This window comes from Cellulomonas sp. P1_G12_2 (assembly GCF_056405535.1).
Genome location: NZ_JBFUBX010000003.1, coordinates 261,676 through 281,271, shown reverse-complemented (window position 1 = coordinate 281,271; position 19,596 = coordinate 261,676). Strand labels below are relative to the sequence as shown.

Annotated in this window: 16 protein-coding genes; 5 read left to right on the top strand and 11 right to left on the bottom strand. The window is 73.2% G+C overall.

Features of this window, described 5'->3' with window-relative positions:
• Positions 1-369 precede the first annotated feature (369 nt).
• The 4 genes from AC1DXT_RS13775 to AC1DXT_RS13760 all read right to left on the bottom strand — a co-directional run bounded on the left by AC1DXT_RS13775 (position 370) and on the right by AC1DXT_RS13760 (position 6,879).
• The gene (locus tag AC1DXT_RS13775) at positions 370-2,466 is read right to left on the bottom strand and encodes a glycosyl hydrolase (RefSeq protein WP_477061873.1); all 2,097 of its coding nucleotides are present in this window, start codon (positions 2,464-2,466) and stop codon (positions 370-372) included.
• A gap of 65 nt (positions 2,467-2,531) precedes the next feature.
• Positions 2,532-3,263 carry an HlyD family secretion protein gene (locus AC1DXT_RS13770; protein ID WP_477061872.1) on the bottom strand — a complete coding sequence of 244 codons (732 nt, stop codon included), beginning with the start codon at positions 3,261-3,263 and terminating at the stop codon, positions 2,532-2,534.
• The gene (locus AC1DXT_RS13765) at positions 3,260-4,960 is read right to left on the bottom strand and encodes a glycosyltransferase family 2 protein (RefSeq protein ID WP_477061871.1); all 1,701 of its coding nucleotides are present in this window, start codon (positions 4,958-4,960) and stop codon (positions 3,260-3,262) included. Before AC1DXT_RS13765 ends, AC1DXT_RS13770 begins: the two co-directional genes overlap by 4 nt.
• A 278-nt stretch (positions 4,961-5,238) precedes the next feature.
• Complete coding sequence (locus tag AC1DXT_RS13760) at positions 5,239-6,879, bottom strand: FAD-binding protein (RefSeq protein ID WP_477061870.1); 1,641 nt, start codon at positions 6,877-6,879, stop codon at positions 5,239-5,241.
• Between the two features lie 54 nt (positions 6,880-6,933).
• Here AC1DXT_RS13760 and AC1DXT_RS13755 point away from each other — a divergent pair, with 54 nt between their 5' ends.
• The 3 genes from AC1DXT_RS13755 (at position 6,934) to AC1DXT_RS13745 (ending at position 8,514) form a co-directional block, all read left to right on the top strand.
• Positions 6,934-7,497: a TetR/AcrR family transcriptional regulator gene (locus AC1DXT_RS13755; RefSeq protein WP_477061869.1), complete on the top strand. Its 564-nt coding sequence runs from the start codon at positions 6,934-6,936 to the stop codon at positions 7,495-7,497.
• 68 nt (positions 7,498-7,565) lie between these two features.
• Positions 7,566-8,060: a CD225/dispanin family protein gene (locus AC1DXT_RS13750; RefSeq protein WP_477061868.1), complete on the top strand. Its 495-nt coding sequence runs from the start codon at positions 7,566-7,568 to the stop codon at positions 8,058-8,060.
• Between the two features lie 67 nt (positions 8,061-8,127).
• Positions 8,128-8,514 carry a RidA family protein gene (locus tag AC1DXT_RS13745; RefSeq protein WP_477061867.1) on the top strand — a complete coding sequence of 129 codons (387 nt, stop codon included), beginning with the start codon at positions 8,128-8,130 and terminating at the stop codon, positions 8,512-8,514.
• 3 nt (positions 8,515-8,517) lie between these two features.
• On the opposite strand, the gene AC1DXT_RS13740 is transcribed toward AC1DXT_RS13745, so the two are convergent.
• The 3 genes from AC1DXT_RS13740 to AC1DXT_RS13730 are packed head-to-tail and all read right to left on the bottom strand — an operon-like array spanning position 8,518 to position 12,091.
• Entirely contained in the window at positions 8,518-9,948 is a 1,431-nt protein-coding gene (locus tag AC1DXT_RS13740; RefSeq protein WP_477061866.1) for a glycoside hydrolase family 130 protein, read from the bottom strand.
• Positions 9,945-10,946, bottom strand: coding sequence for a glycosyltransferase (locus AC1DXT_RS13735; protein ID WP_477061865.1), 1,002 nt, complete (start codon positions 10,944-10,946; stop codon positions 9,945-9,947). Before AC1DXT_RS13735 ends, AC1DXT_RS13740 begins: the two co-directional genes overlap by 4 nt.
• A gap of 14 nt (positions 10,947-10,960) precedes the next feature.
• A complete protein-coding gene (locus tag AC1DXT_RS13730; protein ID WP_477061864.1) occupies positions 10,961-12,091 on the bottom strand; it encodes a glycosyltransferase in 1,131 nt (376 codons plus the stop codon).
• Between the two features lie 204 nt (positions 12,092-12,295).
• Between AC1DXT_RS13730 and AC1DXT_RS13725 the strand changes: the two genes are divergently transcribed.
• A complete protein-coding gene (locus AC1DXT_RS13725) occupies positions 12,296-13,291 on the top strand; it encodes a glycosyltransferase family 4 protein (protein WP_477061863.1) in 996 nt (331 codons plus the stop codon).
• A gap of 54 nt (positions 13,292-13,345) precedes the next feature.
• Positions 13,346-14,329 (top strand): magnesium transporter CorA family protein, encoded by a 984-nt coding sequence (locus AC1DXT_RS13720; protein ID WP_477061862.1) that lies wholly within the window; start codon positions 13,346-13,348, stop codon positions 14,327-14,329.
• A gap of 4 nt (positions 14,330-14,333) precedes the next feature.
• Here AC1DXT_RS13720 and AC1DXT_RS13715 read toward each other — a convergent pair whose 3' ends face one another.
• The 4 genes from AC1DXT_RS13715 to AC1DXT_RS13700 are packed head-to-tail and all read right to left on the bottom strand — an operon-like array spanning position 14,334 to position 19,442.
• On the bottom strand, positions 14,334-16,826 hold the full coding sequence (locus tag AC1DXT_RS13715; protein ID WP_477061861.1) for a CHAT domain-containing protein: 2,493 nt from the start codon (positions 16,824-16,826) through the stop codon (positions 14,334-14,336).
• Positions 16,823-17,278 (bottom strand): hypothetical protein, encoded by a 456-nt coding sequence (locus AC1DXT_RS13710; protein WP_477061860.1) that lies wholly within the window; start codon positions 17,276-17,278, stop codon positions 16,823-16,825. The genes AC1DXT_RS13715 and AC1DXT_RS13710 overlap by 4 nt, the downstream gene beginning before the upstream one ends.
• Positions 17,275-17,880: an RNA polymerase sigma factor gene (locus AC1DXT_RS13705; RefSeq protein ID WP_477061859.1), complete on the bottom strand. Its 606-nt coding sequence runs from the start codon at positions 17,878-17,880 to the stop codon at positions 17,275-17,277. The genes AC1DXT_RS13710 and AC1DXT_RS13705 overlap by 4 nt, the downstream gene beginning before the upstream one ends.
• A complete protein-coding gene (locus AC1DXT_RS13700; RefSeq protein WP_477061858.1) occupies positions 17,877-19,442 on the bottom strand; it encodes a S8 family peptidase in 1,566 nt (521 codons plus the stop codon). The genes AC1DXT_RS13705 and AC1DXT_RS13700 overlap by 4 nt, the downstream gene beginning before the upstream one ends.
• Between the last annotated feature and the right edge of the window lie 154 nt (positions 19,443-19,596).

Here is a 19,596-nt window from a genome sequence, read left to right as displayed (position 1 = left end):
CGGTGACGCAGCCGTCCGGCGACAGCCGCGGTGAGCGGGCGGGCCGGCAGGTCGAGCGCAACGCTGCGCTCGGCCGGGTCGGCCCTGGGCTGACTTCCGCCAGCCCGGTTCGGAGCGTGATCCGGCCTGCGGGAATCGGGGTCCGCCGCCGGATCCATCGGCACGGGACGCTCACGGAGGGACGTCCTCGCCGGTGAGGTTCCTCCTGAGTGACTCGTGTCACTACTGTGTGACCCCAGAGTCGGACCCCGCGGCAACAAAGTCAAGCCCTCGTTCGACCGACACGTGTCATTCGCTCGGCGGGAGCGCCCCGGAGACGGCACGACGCCCGCTCCCGAGAACGGGAACGGGCGTCGTGCGAGGCTGCCGTCAGCCTCCGGAGCGCGCCTGCGCGGACGCGATGAACGCCAGCATCGCGGAGCGCGAGCTGCCGTCGTCGACCGCCACGTCCGGCAGGCTCACCGCCTCCTGCCAGGCCGCTGCCGCGTCGTCCGCGCCGGCGAGCGCCCGGTACATCAGCAGGTAGCCGCCGAACTGCACGCCGTACCCGCCTGGCGTCGCCTCCTCGACCGAGGCCCGGATCTGCTCCGGCTCCACCCCGTCGGTCATGGCGGACTGCACCGGGCCCATCGGGATGAGCTGGATACCGAGGATGGCGGCGGGCTCGGGGCTGAACCACGTGGCGTAGTCCCGCTTCCCGCCCCAGTTCAGGGACACCATCGTGTGCTCGAAGCCCTCGAACTGCTTGAGGTCCGGCGCCGTCCAGTACGTCCGGGCGGTCAGCGCCTCGGTCGACGCCAGCCAGGTGGCCTCTGTCGCGAGCTCCGGCTGGTCCGAGGCCAGCGCCCACAGGCCGAGGCCGTTCCAGGCGGTGACCGCCTCCGACGACGACTCCTGGTTGTTCCCGTCCGCGAACGGGGACGTGCCCGACGCCCACGAGTGGCCCGCGTACGGGTCGAACGACCGCAGCTGCGGCAGCTCGTCCGACGGCAGGGCCGCGGCGATGTCCTGCGCGAGCAGGTTCATCACCGGAGCGAGCCGGGTCGCCAGCTCCGGGTCGTCCTGCGCGAGCAGACCCGCCGCCGCGAGGATGTAGCCGTAGTGGAAGTGGTGGTCGTTGAGCTCGTCCGACCCGAAGGACGGGGTGAGGCCGATGGCCGAGCGCGCGGTCTCGTCGTAGACCACGCACCTCGCGTCACGGCGAGTGCACCCGTCCGGCTCCGCCCACTCCGTCAGCGCGTCCACCGTGGTGGCCTTCAGCTCCGCCACGACGTCGGGCACCCCCAGCTGCTCCCCGAGCACCACGAGCGACGCCGCACGGTTGAGCGCCTTGCCGCCGAAGTACGTGTCCGACGGGAAGGCCGGCGTGGCCGCGACGTCCGCCGCCAGCGCGTCGACGATCGCCGCGCGCTGCTCCTCGGAGATGCCGTCCAGGTCGAGCTCGCGCGCGGCGGGAAGAGCAGGCGCGAACGACGACAGCTGCGACCCGGCGCAGAGCTCCAGGTCGCCGTAGACGCTCGGGTAGGCGCCGAGCCCGCAGTCCGCGCGCTCCGGCTGGTCGCCCACGCGGTGGTGCGGCATGAGCACGTACGCGGTCGGAGCCCCCCCGGCGGTGCGGTAGGTGAGGGTGGTGCGGGCGACGTCGTCGTCCACGCCGTAGGTCACGTCGACGCCCGTGACCGGGTCGGCTGCGGCGGTCCGCAGCGCGGCGGCTGCCTCCGGTGTGGCCTCCGGCGGCAGCGCGTACCAGGACGCGCTCTCGCCGGCGCTCAGCGTGGTCGACCCGCCGTCGGTCGTCCCGCCGACCAGCCCCCACTGCGACGTACCTGCGTCCGCGGTGGCCGCGCCGTCGTCGCCCGGCGCGAACGCGCCGCCGGTCACGGTGGAGCCCAGCGTCACGTCCTGCGCCGCGGTGAAGCTGACGAACGGTGAGCCTGCCGCCAGCACGACCTTGCCGAGCACCGCCCCCGACGCATCGAGCAGGTCGATCGTCACGCTCACCGGGTCCGCGGCGCTGACCTGCGCGGAGGTGGCCCCCGCGTCCACGGTCACAGCCGGGACGTGCGGCGCGATGATGACCTTCGCGTCCACCGTCGGGGCGGGCAGACCGAGCGTGAACCCCGAGTCGGTGAGCCCGAACGACAGCGGCTCGGCGAACACCGGCTGCGGCTGGCCGCCGAACACCAGGCCGCTGTACCAGCGGTTGCTGGGTGGCACTACGCCGGGGGCGAGGCGCACGGGATCGATCTTGGCCACCGACTCGGTGGGGACCGCGGCGACGAGCGCCGCGGAGTCCACCTCCGGCGGCGTCGCGTCGGGCGGGCCGCTCACGTCGGAGACCGGGGCCGACCCGGGTGCGGCACCGCCGTCACCGTCGGGGGTCCCGCCGTCGTCGTCGGACCAGGGGGCGACCACGACGAGCACCGCGGCCAGCGTGACCACGACGGCTGAGGCAAGGCCGATCACCCACCATCGCCGGCGAGACGTGGGCGGGGGGCGTACCTCGGTCAGGGGTCCTGTCGTTCGAGTCGTCATCCGAAGAGTCCTCCCACGTAGGTCTTCACGGCGGCCGCGGTCCGCGTCACCAGCCCGTCGTTCTCCAGGTGCAGCTCGGCGGTCACCGGCGTGCCCGCGGACACGAGCCCGTTCTGGGCCCCGTCCTCGAGCGAGTCGCCGGAGAGGATCAGCACCGCCTGGGCGGCACCCGCGACGGTCTCGACCTTGACCTCCGAGACGTGCACCGTGATGGCGCGCTGGTTCGGCAGCACGACCGTGACGGTGGCGTCGTCCGCCACCCGTGCGTACTCCTTGGGGGTGAGCGTGTACTCGGCCTGCACGTAGAGCGTGTCCGCTCGCTGCACGGTGGCCAGCTGGGTGGCCGACTGGACGAAGGTGCCGCGCTCGGAGGCGATCTCGGTGATCACCCCGTCGCCCGTGGCGAGGACCACGAGGCGTCCGTCGGCGTCGATCTGCGTCGCCTCGGTCGACGTCCGCGCGAAGCCGTTCTTCACGTCGTACTGCAGCGTCGCCGAGTCGATCACGAACAGGGGGTCGCCCGTGCTCACCTCGTCACCGACGTCGACGAGCTGGTCGACGACGAGACCCGCGTACGGCGTCCCGACGCCGTAGGACTTGGCGAGGATCTGTGCGGAGTCGCTCACGGCGACCCCGCGCGTCTGGTTCAGCTGATAGGTGGCGAACGCGCAGAGGACGAGCACGAGGATCATCCCCGCGAGCAGTCGGATGCGGCTGGTCCAGGTCATGCGGCACCTCCGGGGAGTGCGGTGGCGAGGACGCGTGCGTCGGCGTGGCGCGGCGTGCGCTGCGCCCTGACGGCCGCTCGAGCGTGGCGCCCTTCCCTCCAGGCGGTGACGACGAAGCCGCCGAGGATCAGGGTGTTGGTGGCGTTCCACGCGACGGCGAGGCTCGGGTAGCCGTTGCTCAGGTCCTTCCACACCCCGACGACCGTGGTGAGGAGCAGGAACTGGAAGAACAGGACCTGCGGCATCATGAACGCGAACGGCGACCGGTAGGCGCCCTTCTGGCCGGTCACGTGCCACTTCTGGTCCTTGCGCAGCACGGCGTTGACGAGGGCGCGGGTGTAGATCGGGAACGACACGGCGGCGAGCAGGAGCACCTGCCACCGGAACGAGCCCAGCGTGTAGAACGCGACGAGGATCTGCATCACGTAGAAGCCCGCGTAGTAGAGCAGCCACGTGAGCGGGGTGATGGTCAGGTTCATCGGCGTCAGGTTGAAGTAGATCTGCAGCGGCGGCACCAGGATCAGCAGCAGGGGCGCGATACCCGTGAGGTAGTGGGTCGACGTCACCAGGTACTGCAGCCGCTGGTCCATGGTCAGGTTGCGCTTCGGCGACAGCGGGTTGTGGGTGAGCATGATCTCGAAGCCGCCGGTCGCCCAGCGCAGCTGCTGCTTGGTGTACGCCTCGACGGTCTCCGGCGTGTCCCCCACGGCCAGCTCGGTCGGGATGTAGACCGTCCGCCAGCCGTTCTCGTGGAGCATGAGCGACGTCCACACGTCCTCCGACTTGGAGTCGGAGTAGATGCCACCGATCGAGTCGGCGGCCGCGCGCCGGTAGATGACGTTGGTGCCCACGGAGAACGCGGCGTTGAACCGGTTCCGGCCGGGCTGGATGAACTTGTAGAACACCGACTGCATGTAGCCGGCGCCCTTGGAGATGACGGTGTCGAGGTTGCCGTACACCTGCGGCGTCTGCACGAAGGCGACGTCGTCGGTGGCGAAGAACGGCACGGTCTCGTGCAGGAACTGCGGCAGCGGCACGAAGTCGGCGTCGAAGATGACGAAGAAGTCACCTTTGGCGATCGACAGGGCGTGGTTGATGTTCCCCGCCTTGGCGCCGTTGCTCGACAGCCGTCGGACGTAGCGCGCCCCGAGCTGGGCCGCGAGGTCGCGGACCGCGTCGGACCGGCCGTCGTCCAGGATCCAAGTGTCGTGCCGGCCCTGCATCGCGACCGCCGCGGACACCGTCCGTCGGATGGTGGCGAGATCCTCGCCGTACGTCGTGATGAAGACGTCGACGCTGATGGGCCACTCCTGCAGGTACATGCGCCACGACTGCGGGTCCTTCTCCGTGCCGTCGCGGATGATCTCCGCGAGGTCGTAGAGCCGGTCCTGGGCGTGGTGGAACGCGAAGCCGCGCGGGTTGTGCCCACTGGACAGCACGGTCCACATCGCCAGCAGGGCGTGCGCCACGAGCACGGACTCGGCCACCATGACCAGCGTGTACGGCAGCCAGTCGCCCCGGTTGGCCGGGTTGAGCAGGAAGACCGCGTAGATGATCACGCCCGCGCAGGCGAGCAGGACGAGGAGCATCAGAGACGGGCTCTGGGCCGAGTCGTTCTCGGCGGTGCGGGTGGGCTTGATGGAGAGCTGCTCGGTGCGTCGAGGTTCCAGGAGGAGCTTGTCGAACGTCGTTGCCATGGGGTCGCACCCTTCGGTCGTCCGGTCGGACGGCCGGGTGGACTCACGGGTCCACCTGACCGGTGTGACGGCGACGCTGGCGCCAGGAGCACGGAAGGCGACGGCCGTCGAGGTCCGGGTGACCGGATCTCGAACAGGCGCCGCCGCCTTCGTTGTCGCAAGACGCTACGGAGTGTGTGGGGGTCTGTCCACAAATGGCATCGTGCGGGATGTCACAGGATGAGATCTCGTTCCACGAGATGACATGGACGCACGTCCGTGCGACAGGCGCGTGGGACTCAGCTGCGGTCGCGACCCATGTGCCGGGCAGCGCGCAGGCCGAACACCGTGGCGGGTCCGATGGTCGACCCGGGCCCCGGGTAGGTCCGACCCATGACCGAGGCGGAGTTGTTCCCGGCCGAGTACAGCCCCTCGATGACGGAGCCGTCCTCGCGCAGCACGCGGGCGTCCGCGTCGGTCACCACCCCGCCCTTGGTCCCCAGGTCACCGACGACCACCTGGAACGCCGTGAACGGCCCCTTCTCCAACGGGCCCAGGCACGGGTTCGGGTGCACGGTCGGGTCGCCGTAGTAGCGGTCGTACGCCGAGTTGCCGCGGCCGAAGTCGGCGTCGACGCCGGACCGGGCGAACCCGTTGAACCGCTCGAACGTCGCCCGCAGCCGCTCGGGGTCGATGCCCATCTTCGCGGCCAGCTCTGCCGGGGTCGCCGCCTTGACCATCGTGCCGGCCTCCGCCATGGCCTTGGTGGCGCGCGGGTCCATGGCGTAGCTGCGCAGGTACCGACGGGCGTGGCGGGTGTCGGCGACGATCCAGAAGGTCCCGTCCCTGTCGTGCTCGAGCATGTGGTGGCCGAGGTCGACGTATGACTCGGACTCGTTGGCGAAGCGGTCCCCCTCGGAGTCCACCAGGATCGAGTACGGCATCGAGCGCTCGCCGACGAGGAACCCCGGGCTCGCACCCGGCGCAGGAGCGACCGAGGCGCCCCACCACGCGTCGTCCATGAGCTCGACCGCGGCGCCGAGCTCGTTGGTGAGGTCCAGCGTCGCCCCGAGGTTGCCCGGGTTGCCGGACGGGTTGCCGTCGATCCCCTGGTACTTCTGCCGCAGGACGGTGTTGTGGTCGAACCCGCCCGCGGCGAGGACCACGCCGCGGTTCGCGCGGATCGACACCGTCCTGCCCCCCTGCGTGGTGCGGACACCGACCACGCGGCCGCCCTCGACCACGAGGTCCTCGAGCGGGGCGTTCAGCCACAGCGGGGTGCGCTGCTTCTGCACCACGATGTCGAGGAAGGAGCACGCCAGCGCCGCGCCCGTGCCGACGAGCTTCTTGCCGCGCACCGCCCCGCCGAGGGTGCGGAAGACGAACTGGGCTCCGCGCACGAACCCCGAGGGCGTCGACCAGGAGCGCCCGAGGAGCCAGACGTCGTCCGTCTTGAGCGGCAGGGGCATCATCGCCCGGGTGGACCGCCACCACGCGCCGATCTTCCTGGCGTCGAACGGCTCGACCTCGACGGCCCGGCCGATCTTCCCGCCGGGCAGCTCCGGGTAGTAGTCCGGGTAGTCGGCGGCGCGGGCAAAGCGCATGCCGTACTTCTCGGCGGTGGTGACGAAGTCCGCGACACCGTCGACGAATGCCTCCTTGCGCTCCCGCGAGGTGGCCCGGTAGTCGTCGCCGACGGTCGCCTCCAGGTAGGTCAGCGCCTCCTCGCGCGAGTCGCCCGCGCCCGCACGCTGCATGACCGGGCTGTTCGGCAGCCACAGGCCGCCGCCCGACATCGCGGTGCTCCCGCCCCACTTGTCGGTGGACTCGAGCATGAGCACGCTCAGCCCCTCGTCGGCGGCGCCCATGGCTGCGGCGAACCCCGCGCCGCCGGAGCCCACGACGACGACGTCGTAGGTGTGGTCGAAGAGATCCGGCATCGAGTGCTCCTTCGGGTAACCGGACAACACTGTCCGGATGTCTAGGATGCCATCATGCCCACGCCGTCGCGCACAAGCAACCGAGGGCCGGCCGCCGCGCCGGAGAACCGGCGCGCCATCCTGGACGCCGCCCGCCGGGTGTTCGCCGACCGCGGCTACCACGCGCCGCTGAGCGCCATCGCGCAGAGCGCCGGCGTCGGCCAGGGCGTGCTGTACCGGCACTTCCCGACCCGGCTCGACCTGGCGTTCGCGGTGTTCGAGGAGCACCTGGCCGAGCTCGAGGCGATCGCCGCGTCGCCCGACGACGACGCGTTCGTCCGCCTCTGGTCGCGGCTCGTGGAGCTCACCGTCGAGGAGTCCGCCTTCGTGGAGATGTTCCTCGACGCCCGCCGCAACCTGCCGGAGACCGACATCGGCGAACGCCTGCCGGCGTTCGTCGCCGCGACGCTGCCGCGTGCGCAGGCCGCGGGGCTGGCCAGTCCGCGGCTGAGCGTCGCGGACGTCCTCCTGGCGCAGCGCATGGTCTACGGCGTGGTGGCGACGTCCCTGGGGGCCGCGCAGGCGAAGGAGTCCGTGGACCAGGCGCTCGTCCTGCTGCGCCCGCTGCTGCTGCCCTGACAGGCACAGCCGCCTCCCAGGCGACAGTCCTACGGTGGAGTGCACAGTCGCGTCGCACGGGAGGAACCATGACCACCGAGCCGAGTCCCAGCGCCACCCCTGATCCGCTCGCAGGCGCCCCCGCGACCAGACCGATCCCGGCCCCCGCTCCCCCGCCACCGCCTGCGCAGTACGTCCCCGGGCCACCCGTCCCGCCGCGGCCCCCGGAGCCGTCCGCGCCGGTCGGCTGGGTGATCGCGGGCATGATCCTGTTCTGGCCGACGGGCATCCCCGCGCTCCTGGCCTCGCACCGCGCCGCCCGCGCGTTCGGCGCCGCCGACACCGAGGTCGCCCAGCGGGAGTCGGCAAACGCCCGCAGGTGGGGAATCATCAGCGTCTGCGTCGGAGCGGCCCTGATCGCTGCGTCGGTGCTCCTCTCGATCCTCTGGGCGGTGGTGGCCGCGGTCGCGATCCGCGACGCCGTCGACGACGGGGACTGGCATCGCGGACCCGACTGGTCGTTCGAGATGCCCGACGGCTCGACGGGCCCGGGCATGCCCGACCGCCGCGGCCCGGACGAGTAACCCCTCCCGTCTCCCGGGCACGCGGAGGACGATGGCGAGCGTCCGTCCGACGAGCCCAGGAGACGCCATGACCCGACAGAGCGTGCACACCGACGCAGCGCCCGCAGCACTCGGTCCCTACAGCCAGGCGATCGTCGCGGGCGGGTTCGTGTTCTGCTCGGGCACGGCGGGGATCGACCCGGTGACCGGCGAGATCCCCGACGGCATCGAGGCGCAGACCGACCTGGCCCTGCGCAACCTCGCGGCGACGCTCGAGGCGGCGGGCTCGTCGATGGACGACCTGGTGAAGACCACGATCTTCTACGCCGACGTGGCCGACTTCGGCGCGCTCAACGCGGTGTACGCCCGGCACATGCCCACCCCGCCGCCGGCGCGGTCCGCACCCGCCAACGTGATCCTCCCGCGCGGCCTGCTCGTCTCCATCGAGGCCATCGCCGCGGTGTCCGGCGGGTAGCCCTCACCCGGCGAGGATCTGCGCCAGGACCTGCGGGACGTCCACCAGCGCCACCCGGATGGCTGCGTCGCTGCAGCCGTACGGCAGGACGAGCGTGTCCCCGTGCAGCAGCGCCCCGCACGTGTAGACCACGTTCGGCACGTACCCGTCGCGCTCGTCGGCCGTCGGCGTGAGCAGCGGCGACCGGAGGCTGCCCCGCACGCGGCGGGGCTCGTCGAGGTCGAGGAGCATCGCGCCGATCCCGTACTGGCGCATCGGACCGACGCCGTGCGTGAGCACGAGCCAGCCCTCGGGCGTCTCGATCGGCGACCCGCAGTTCCCGACCTGGATGATCTCCCAGGCCCACACGGGCGCGCTGAGGGTGCCCAGGTCCTCCCAGTGCAGCAGGTCGGTGGACGCCGCGAGCGAGTTGCTCTCGCGGTCCCACCGCGACAGGGCGAGGTACTGCCCGCCGACACGGCGCGGGAAGAGCGCCATGCCCTTGTTCTTCGCGCCGGGCCCGGACAGCCGGCGCATGCGGAACGTGGCGAAGTCGTCGGTCGCGACCAGGTGCGGCGCCACCGACTCGCCGTCGAACGCGGTGTAGGTGCCCAGGTAGCCGCGCTGGCCCTCGGTGTGCTCCACCTCGACCAGCCGGAGGTCCTCGATCCCGTTGCGCTCGGCAGGGCTGCCCGGCAGGAGCACTCGGGAGTCGACCGAGCTCGCGGTCGGGAACGTCGTGTCGTACGAGCAGGACGCGAGCCACGCGAGGCGCGGGCTGCCCTCGACCTCGGCCGCCGTGAACGACGCCGGCAGGGAGCGCAGCCGGGCGGCGGCGTCCGCGGGGTCCCCGGCGAGCTCCTCGTTCTGCCGCAGCAGCTCGTCCCGGGCGTGCTCGATGCCGTGGCGGACCGGCACCGACGTCGTGGGTCCGGGGGCGTCGAAGGTGACGACGTCCGCGGCGTCGACCACACCGGTGCGCAGCTCCACGCAGGAGACGTGCCCCTCACCGACGCCTCGGACGCTCATGACGAACCGCGTCGAGCCCGCCGGCAGACCGCTCTGGTCGGGGTGCGCCACCATCGACGGGTTGAACAGTGCGGCCGACTCGATCGCGTACTCCTGGCTCATGCAGGCACCGATCAGCCGGCGCCGCTCGAGCGACAGGCCGTCCGCGCCCTCGACGTGCCGCGCGACCAGCGCGAACCTCTCGTCCAGGAGCCCGACCAGGTCGTCATGACGAGCGCTGAACGAGGTCAGGACGTCGATCAGTGCGGCGTCCACCTGGTCGTCGGGGAGCGCCAGCAGGCGCGCCAGCACGACCGCGCGACGCGACAGGCCTGCGCCGTGGATCTCCTCGCCCGGGAGGAAAGGGGTGCTCACCACCCGCGACGGGTCCGGGCGCAGCACGTGCGGCGTCCGCTGCAGCAGGGGACGCGCGTCGACGAGGGTCATGCGACCGCCTGCACGAGAGAGAGCCGACCGAGCTGGAGGGTCGACAGCGCGGCGAGGGTCGACTCTGCGCCCTGGTTCTGGTTCACCCCGACCGCGTGGAGCCCGTCGAACCCGCCGCCCGACAGCGCGTCGTAGAGCGTCGCGCCACTGTCGTTGTCGCCCAGGAACCACCCCACGCAGCGGCCGAGGTACGTCAGCCAGACCTCCTGGCGTGTCGCCCGGAACGCCCGCCAGCACGCCTCCGCCAGCGCAGCGACCTCGATGGGCTGCTGGTCGAAGCCGGGACGCTCGTCACCGTCCAGCCGACCGCCCGCAGGCGTGAGGGACAGGTGGTCGTCGTGCGTCTCCTGCGCGACGAGCCAGTGCAGGAGGTCGAGCCCGCGCTGGACGGTGGCGCCGTCGTCCAGCGCCGCGCCGAGCGCGATCAGGGCCTCGGGGAGCACGGCGTTGGCGTAGCTGAGCCGCTCGTCCGGCCACGGCCACGCCGGGTCGGTGGCGGGTCGTGCGAGCACGGTCCGGGCATCCACCAGCAGCGCGCGGGCGGCCGGCTCCCCCGGCACGACCGCGAGCACCTCGGCAGCGCCGAGCGCCGCGTACGCCATGGCGTGCCACCAGGGCGAACGCTGGCGCATGCCGACCACGGCCGCGTCGAGCGCCGCCCGCCGCACGCGAGGGTCACGCGTCGCACCGGCTGCCGTGCCCAGCGCCCACAGGGCACGCCCCCAGTGGTCCTCGGCGGTCGCGGCGTCGGTCCAGCGGCCGGAGAGGTCCCGGCGGTTGTGGAACCGCCCGAGGCCGTCCTGGGCGAAGAGCGTGAACCGCAGGTAGGTCGCCGCGAGCTCGTCCACCTGGGGGGACGGACGCAGCTGGCGCGACGTCACGACGAGGCCCCGGGCGACGTCGTCGAGGCAGTAGCCGTGCTCAGGCCGCGGCTCGGTGAGCAAGGCGTGCTCGAAGAGGCCGATCGGCGTGCTGAGGTGGGCCAGGTGATCGAACACCGGTGCCGGGTACATCACGCGGCCGACCGGGTGCGCGCGTGCACCAGCTCGTCGCCGAGCCCGAGGTACTGGCCCGCGACCGCGGTCCACGACAGGCCGGGCGCCAGACCGCGGGAGACGGCCGACATCGAGTCGGCCAGCCCGGGCTCGGTGAGCACCCTGCGAAGTCCGGCCCCGATCGCGGCCGGATCCCGACGCGGGACGAGGATGCCCGCGCCGCCGGACAGCAGCTCGACCGCGTGCGGGAACGCCGTCGACACCACCGGCTTGCCGGCGACGACCGCCTCGGTCAGGACGCCGGAGGTGACCTGGTCGGGCGAGTCGTAGGGCAGCAGCACGACGTCGGCGGCCGCCACGATCCGCTGCAGCGTCGGGACGTCCAGGTAGCGGTCGTCGAACTGCACCACGGCGCCGAGGCCGAGCCGGTCGACCAGCCGCTCCAGGCGGTGGCGGTAGGCCTCGCCGCTGCGCTCGAGCACCTTGGGGTGGGTCTGGCCGACGATCTGGTAGGTGGGACGCGGTCGCAGGTCGGACAGGCCCGCCAGCGCCTCGAGCGCCCACTCGATCCCCTTGCCCTCGCCGAGCAGCCCCCACGTCAGCACCGTGGGAGCCGTCCGCGCCGGGGTGACGAGCTCGTCCTGGGCGTGGTTGTCCCGGGCGCCGTGGGCGATGACCGTCACGGAGTCGGGGTCGACGCCCCAGCCGGCGATGAGTCGCTGGCGGCCCGCCTCGGTCATCGTCACGGTGACGGACGACGCGGCGACCACCCGGGCAAGCACCTCGTGCTGGTGCGCCGTCGGGTCGGCCAGCACGGTGTGCAGCACGGTGATCACCGGCACGCGGACGCGCGCGAGCACATCGAGCACGTCCGCGCCGTCCGGACCGCCGAAGATCCCGTACTCGTGCTGGACGAGGGCCACGTCGCAGGCGTTGAGCGCCGCCGCCGCGTCCCGTGCCTCGTCGGGCTTCCCCGTCACCAGCTGGTGCGAGACGAGCGGCACCGGGGGCTGCAGGGAGTCCACCACGCGCACCACCGACACGTCGGCACCGGCCTCGACCAGGTGGGTGGCGAGCGCGGACGAGAACGTGGCGAGGCCGCACTGCGTGGGAGGAAAGGTGGAGAGGACGCCGAACCTGATGGCCATGGAGGCCCTTCGCACTGATGGTGCATCGCAGCGGAGTGCGCTACCGACCTCGGGCGGGGCCTGATCGACATCCCCGGGCGTCCTGGCCCGCCGGTCGTGCTCACAGCCGGGCCTGGCGCCGCATCGCTAGGATACCAGCCGAGGTCAGGCGGCCCCCGTGACGTCCGACCTCCCCAGCCGTGGAGGCACCCCGTCAAGATCGCCGTGCTCGCCTCGATCGCGCACCGCACGCCACCCCGCTCCTACGGGCCGTGGGAGCAGGTGGCCTCGACCCTCACCGAGGGTTTGGTGGCGCGCGGTCACGACGTCACCCTGTTCGCCACCGCCGACTCACTCACCCGTGCCCGGCTGCATGCCGAGGCCCCGGCCGGGTACGAGGAGGACCCGTCCATCGACGTGAAGGTGTGCGAGTCGCTGCACATCGCGGCGGTGTTCGAGCAGGCCGCCGAGTTCGACGTCATCTCCAACCAGTTCGACTTCCTGCCCCTCAGCTACAGCCGGCTCGTCGACACCCCAGTGGTGACCACGATCCACGGCTTCTCGTCGGAACGGATCCTGCCGGTCTACCGCGCCTACGACGACATCGCGCACTACGTCTCGATCAGCGACGCGAACCGGCACCCGGACCTCACCTACGACGCGACGATCCACCACGGTCTGGACCTCACGCAGTTCACGCCCGGTCCCGGCGACGGCGGGTACCTGCTGTTCCTCGGTCGCATCCATCCCGACAAGGGCGCTCACGTGGCGGTCGAGGTCGCCCGCCGTTCCGGCCTGCCCCTCGTCATCGCCGGTGTGGTGCACGACGAGGCGTACTTCCGGACGCTCGTCGAGCCGTTCGTCGACGGGTCCCGGGTGCGCTTCGTGGGATCCGTCGGGCCTGCGGAGCGGGACCGCCTGCTGGGCGGTGCCGTCGCCCTCCTGCACCTGATCGACTTCGAGGAGCCGTTCGGTCTCTCGGTGGTCGAGGCGCTCGCGGCCGGTACCCCGGTCGTCGCGACACCGCGCGGGTCTCTGCCCGAGCTGATCCGTGACGGCGTGACCGGGTTCCTCGTCGCCGGTGCCGACCAGGCGGTCGCTGCCGTCGGCCGCCTGCCCTCGATCGACCGGCACGAGTGCCGAGGCGAGGCCGAGAGCCGGTTCAGCGCGGCGCGCATGGTCGCTGACTACGAGCGGTTGTTCCGGGCCGTCGCGGGCTGAGGGCGCGACGCGCGCCCGACCGCAGCATGATGGCGGGAGGACGGGAGGCCGACAGTGGACGTGCACCACCTCACCGACGACGGCGTACGCGAGTGCTCGGTCGACGAGCTGCCCGCCCTGCTCGCGGCACGCGTCGGGCTGGTCTGGGTCGACATCCCCACCTGGGACGCGGAGGCGCAGGACGTGCTGACGCGGGTGTTCGGGCTGCACCCGCTCGCGGTGCACGACTGCGAGGTGCGCAACCGGCTGCCCAAGGTGCACGCCTACCCCGACTCGCTCTTCCTCGTCCTGCACGCACCCGAGCGCGGCGAGGGCGGCCACGTGCACCACGTCGAGCTCGACCGCGTGATCGGCCCGCGCTACCTGGTCACCGTGCACGGACCGGTCAACCCCGCGGTGCCGCCGGACGTGGCGCTGCGGGACACCCGGGAGGTGCTGGAACGGATCCGTGCCGGGCGGCTGCGCCCCCGGACGTCCTTCGACATCTCGCACGCCATCGTCTCGACGCTCACCCGGCGGATGGAGAAGTTCGTCGAGGAGCTCACCGCCGACGTGTGGGAGCTCGAGCGGCGGGTGACGGCCGGCGCCTACGACGATCCGGAGAAGTTCCTCGACGAGATGTTCCGCACGCGCCACGGTCTGCTGGCCGTCCGGACGATCGCCGCGCAGACCGCCGAGATCTACCGCCGGGTGGCCGGCCTGCAACGCGCGGTGCCGGAGGAGAGCCGCCACCTCGTCGGGGACCTCGTCGACCAGTTCGACCGGATCGCGGGCCTCGCCGCCGAGGAGAAGGACTACCTGCAGGGCGTGATCGAGTTCTACCGAGCCCGCACCGAGACCAAGATGACGATCGCGGCCGAGCGGCTCGCCGTCATCGCCGTGGTCACCCTGCCGATCACGGCCCTCGCGTCGGTGCTCGGGATGAACCTCATCGTCAACCAGAGCACGACCGTCGTTCCGCTGGTCGTGGCCCTGACCGTGATGATCGCGATGTCGGGCGGCCTGCTGTGGTGGGCCAAGCGGCAGGGCTGGTGGTAGTGCGTCAGCCTGATCCGAAGCACACGAAGCCGGTGGCGTCGGCGGCCCCGGCGGCGGCCAGAGCGGTCGCCGGGCGAACACCCGCGAGCAGACGGGCGTGCAGGTCGACCATGAGGGGAAGGGCCGCGTCGTCGGTCTCGCGAGTCACGCTGGCGATCACCGTGCGCGAGCCGGAGGCGAGCAGGGCGCTCGCGGTGCCGAGCGACTCGTCGCCCGGTCGCGTGTCGTGCAGGCCCAGGTCGCAGCAGGAGAGCACGACGAGCTCCGGCGGGTGCGGCAGCCGCAGCAGGTCGTAACCCATCAGCGGACCGTCGGCCAGCTCCAGGCTGGAGAAGAGCGGGTTGTCCACCTCGTGCCGGCCGTGCGCGGCGACGTGCACCACCCCCGCGTCAGACAGTGCCGCGCGGGTCGCATCCACGGTCGCCCGCTCGCCCACGAGCCGAGTCGCCGGTCGCTGCGCGGCGTGAAGCAGGTCCGCGATCGCCACCACCTCGGCCTCGCCCCGCGACGTCCCCGGCCCGGCGACCAGGACGCTCGGCCGACCGGACGGCCCTGCTGCGGAACGGTCGAGCCAGCTGCTCGCCGAGACGGCGACCGTCACGGGACGCCCGTGCGTCGCCGGCAGGGCTGACCACGGCACGGTGAGCAGACCTCCCGTCGGGACGACGACGAGGTCGCGGTCTCCCAGCACGGGCAGGATCGGGTCGAGGATCCGTCCACTGAGCGCGGCCGCGTCCGCCGCTCCGGCCGCGCGCACGCCCGAGCGCAGGTCCGCGGGCAGCCCCCCGGCGAGGACGTCGAGATCCGCCCGCAGCCGTGCGGTCGCCTCCTGCGCCTCGTCCAGCGGCCCCAGCGTCACGAGACGCGCCCGGGACCGGGTGGCGACGAGGGCCCGCAGCACCCCTGCACTCTCCACGTAGACCACCAACGCGGCACCCTCCAGGGCCGCCTGCACGCGCGACAAGGAGGCGGAGCGCTGCGTCACGCCCGTGCCGGGTGCCGCCCACGTCCGTCGACGGAGCTCACCGCCGAGGCGGGACCGGCGCTGCCGCAGCTGGGCCGTGGGGCGCCCGTCGAGCTCCGCCCGGGCCAGGGCGACGCCGAGGGCACGCAGGTCCCGCCAGGCACCCTCGTCCTCGTCGCCGAGGACCGCCGGCCGGGTGAGCATCGCCTGCGCGCGCGCCAGCTCCGCCCACGCGAACACCTCGGCCGGTCTGCCCGTCGCGAGAGCGTCTGCGAGCCCCGCCCCCGCGAGCTCCCTGCCGAGCAGGGCCGCCCCGCCCTGCAGGTCCAGCGCACCCAACATGGAGCGCCAGCGGTGCAGGGTGGCCAGGCCACGGCGACGCTCGCGGGCAGCCACCCGCGGCAGTCCCTCGGCGGCGGACGCGTCGGCACGCGCCGCCCGCTGGAGGAGCCGCCCCTCGAGGCCGGCTCCCCGGATGCTCGTGGCGGCGATCAGCCGTCGCGCCTCGTCCGGACGCCCCGCAGCGGCGTGCGCTCGAGCCGCGACCAGCGCCGCGGTCCGTGAGTCCTCGCGCATCCCGAGCGCCGCCAGGGTCTGGTGCAGCTGCTCGGCCCGGGCGGCCGTGCCGTGCCGACGCCGCTCCTCCGCGGCCGCGCCCCGCAGGTCCATCAGCTCGGCCCGCGCCGCCCACCGCACATTGCCGCGCCGCAGGAACACCGTGCGAGCACCCCTCGCGAGGCGGCGGGCGTCCCCCGGCCGCCCGCCGAGCAGCGCCGCCGCGGCGCGCGCGAGCTCCCCCTCCGCGGCGTCCTGCAGCGATCCCTGGGCGCGCAGGGACTCGACCGCGGTCGCGAGCTCGCGCTCGGCCTCGGTGACCAGGCCGGCGGCCACCAGCACGCGGCCGCGGTCGAGGCCGAGCATCGCCAGGATCCCGGGCAGGAGCCCCTCGTAGAGCCGCTCCGCCTGCACGTAGTGGTGCAGCGCGGACGGCAGGTCACCGGAGACGTAGTCGAGGAACCCGAGGTCGTGCACGGCCTTCGCGACGAGCACCTCCGCACCCTCCCGCCGGGCCAGGGCCAGGCACAGGTCGAGGTCCGCCCGCGCCGGTCCGAGCCGCGCGGCCCCCATGTGCACCACCGCGCGGTTGACCAGCACCTTCGCGACGAGCACCGGCTGGGCCTGCACGTCGAGGCCGGCCAGCGCGACGCCGTACTCGACGAGGGACTCCTCGTCGCGCCCGGCCCGGCGCAGCAGGATCGCCCGTTGCGCGTGCGCGATCGCGCGCTCCTGCGGGGGCAGCAGGTCGGTCGCCGCCGCGAGGAGCTCCAGGCCGGCGTCGAGATGCCCGGCCTCGGCCTCCGCCATCGCCAGGCTCACGCTGACCCGGCCGCGCAGGTTCTGCTCGCCGTCGCGGTCGTGCGCAGGGTCGCCGAGGGCGCGCAGCGCGGCCCGAAGCAGCCGAGCGCCTGCCACCGGCCGCATGTCCTCGTTGGCGGCGACGCCCGCCGCGTACAGGTCGGCGGCGCGGCTCACAGCTCGACGGCGGAGGTCACCACGACCCCGTCCGGCGCTCGCACCACCAGCTGCACGGCGCCCGCGGGGACCTCCTCGAAGACGAACCGACCCGAGGCGTCCGCACCGACCACCCGGGCACCCTCTGGCCGCTGCAGCTCGACCTCGGCCGCCCGGCCGGGGAGCAGCCAGCCGTCGACCCGGCGCGCTCCGCTCGGACCCTCGGCCACGCTCAGCAGGACGGTGAGCGCCTCGGCCTCGAACCGGAGCGTGCGGACCCGGCTCGACGCCCGGGCACCCGGAGCCACGGACGCGTCCTCGACGAGCCGGGCCACCTCGGCGTCCAGCTGCGAGGCACCGAGCGCCAGCACCACGAGCTGGTCGAGCACGGGCGGCGGCGGGTCTGCCTCGTCGAAGCCGTCGCGCAGACCGGCGAGGATCTGCTGGTCCAGGACGTCCGGCCAGTCGTTCATGGCGCCTCCCAGAGCGGATCGGTCAGGAGGAGCTCGCGCAGCTTGGTCAGGCACCGCCCACGGGTGGGGCCGATGCTGCCGTGCGGCATGCCCATGGCCTCGGAGATCGCCGTGTAGTCCGGACGGTCCACCTGGGCCACGACCCGCAGCAGCTGCTGGCACCGCTCCGAGAGCTGCGCGAAGGACCGCCACAGGCTCCGCGCACGCTCCCGTGCCACCAGATCGTCGACGACGTCATGCCCGGGGTCGTCCGGCAGCTCGACCGTCTCGGTCGGGACCACCTGGCGGGACCGCCGGTGCACCTTGATCGCCTCGTTGCGCGCGACCGTCGTGAGCCAGCCGGCCAGCGCCTCCGGGACGCGGATCTCGTGGAGCCGGCGGACGAGCTCGAGCCATGTCGTCTGCACCACGTCGGCGGCCGTCGACGTGTCGAGCCCCTGGGACCGGGCGACGTGCCACAGCAGCGGGTTCAGGTCGTGCACCATCTCCTCGATGGCCGCGGAGTCGCCCGCACGCGCCCGTGCGAGACAGGCAGCGAGCCTCTCCCGACGGCTCGCGCGCGGGTCGACCGGGGCAGCCGAGGGCTGCAGGTCCTGGCTCATGGCTCCCCCGGCGCGGTCCCCTGCTCGCGTTCCCCGAGCACGGTCGCGCGCACCCGCCTCGCTCGCTCCAGCACCGCGGCACCCTCGACCGCGGCGCCGTCCGGGTCCTGCGCGATCGCGTGGGCCAGCTTGCCCGCGACGATCGCTGCCGCGAACGAGGTGCCACCCCAGCGCGCCGTACCGGTGGCCATGTCGTCCGAGTCGAACGCCCACGGCTGCTCCAGGGCGGCGGCGAGCCGATCAGGCCCGACCGGGCTGCCGAACGACCTCGGCATCGCGCTGACCACGGCCGACCCGCGCTCGTAGTGCTCGACCCACGGACCGTAGTTGCTGAACGTCGCGAGCGAGCCGTCCGGGTTGGTGGCCCCCACGCTCACGAGCGGGACCGCGGGCAACGAGTCGCTCTCGGCCAGCGCCGTCAGAGCCGCCGGGTAGACCGGGACGCGGTCGGAGCCGTTGCCGGCCGCGCAGACCACCTGGACCCCGAGCTCCCCCAGCTCGCCGAGCACCGACCGCAGCGCCGTGGTGGTCGGGTCCTCCGTCGGACCGTCGTCGACGTACCCCCACGCCAGGCACACGACGTCGACGAACAGCCCGGGGTGCTCGGCGTCGGCACCCCGGACGCGCTCCAGGAGCCAGGTGAGAGCGGACAGCGACCGGCCGGGCGGGAACACGCCGTCGGCGTCCATCGCCTGCAGCGAGAGCAGCCGCGCCGACGGGGCGTGCTGCCGCACCAGACCGGCGACGAACGTGCCGTGCCCGGCCGAGTCGTCGAGCCTGCCGTCCCCGTCCACGTTGCCCACCCGTGGGCCGGGCAGCTCCTCCGTCGGACGCCAGCCGGCCGCGACGGCGTCGGTCACGATCGGCCCGTCCGGCCCGACGAACCACTCGTGGGCGGCGATCCCGCCGTCGACCACCGCCACCACCGGCGGACGGACCGGCCGCAGGTCGTCCGGAGGAGGTGCGAGCAGGCCGACGTCGACCGCCTCACGCACACCCCCGGCGAACGGGCTCCGCACCGCGAACGGGCTCCGGACCGCCAGCGCGGTCCGACTGTCGACGTCGCTCCACGACGCGAACGGGCTCCGCACGGCGAAGGGGCTCCGCACCGCGAACGGGCTGCGGACGGCGGAGGGCGTCCGAATGCCCGCGAACGGGCTCTGCACCGCCGAGGGGTCCTCCAGAGCGGCCGAGTCGTCGGGCACCTTGACCGGGCGCAGCGACGCCACGGTCCGGGCCAGGTCCGCGTCCCAGCTGTGCACCTCGCCGAAGGCCGGGAGCTCCGCCTGGAGCCGCAGGCCCGCCTCCACCGCCGTCATCCCGGACACCCGGAGCGTGAGCCGGCCCCTCTCGACCTCGCCGGCCGTCACCGAGCCGCCGTGGTGCCGCAGCCTCTCGTTCAGCTGCTCGAGCACGTCCTGCGTGCAGGCGAGCGCCTCGACCGTGAGCAGGTCCGCGCTCAGCCGGACGGGCGGGGAGACGACCGGCGGTGCGGGTTCCGTGGAGCCTGCCTCGGCCACGCCGACGGCCTGGCGGTACCACCGCACATCGTTCCCGGCCATGAGACTGCCCCTCGTCGGACGATCCACCGTTGCTTCAGGTTAGGGTCGCGCCGCAGCGCCGGGATACCCCCGCGTGCGCTCTCGTCGTCGCGGTCCTGCGCGGCGCCCGACGTGTCCCTTGTCACCCGGACGGGCTACGGTGCCCGAGGCACCG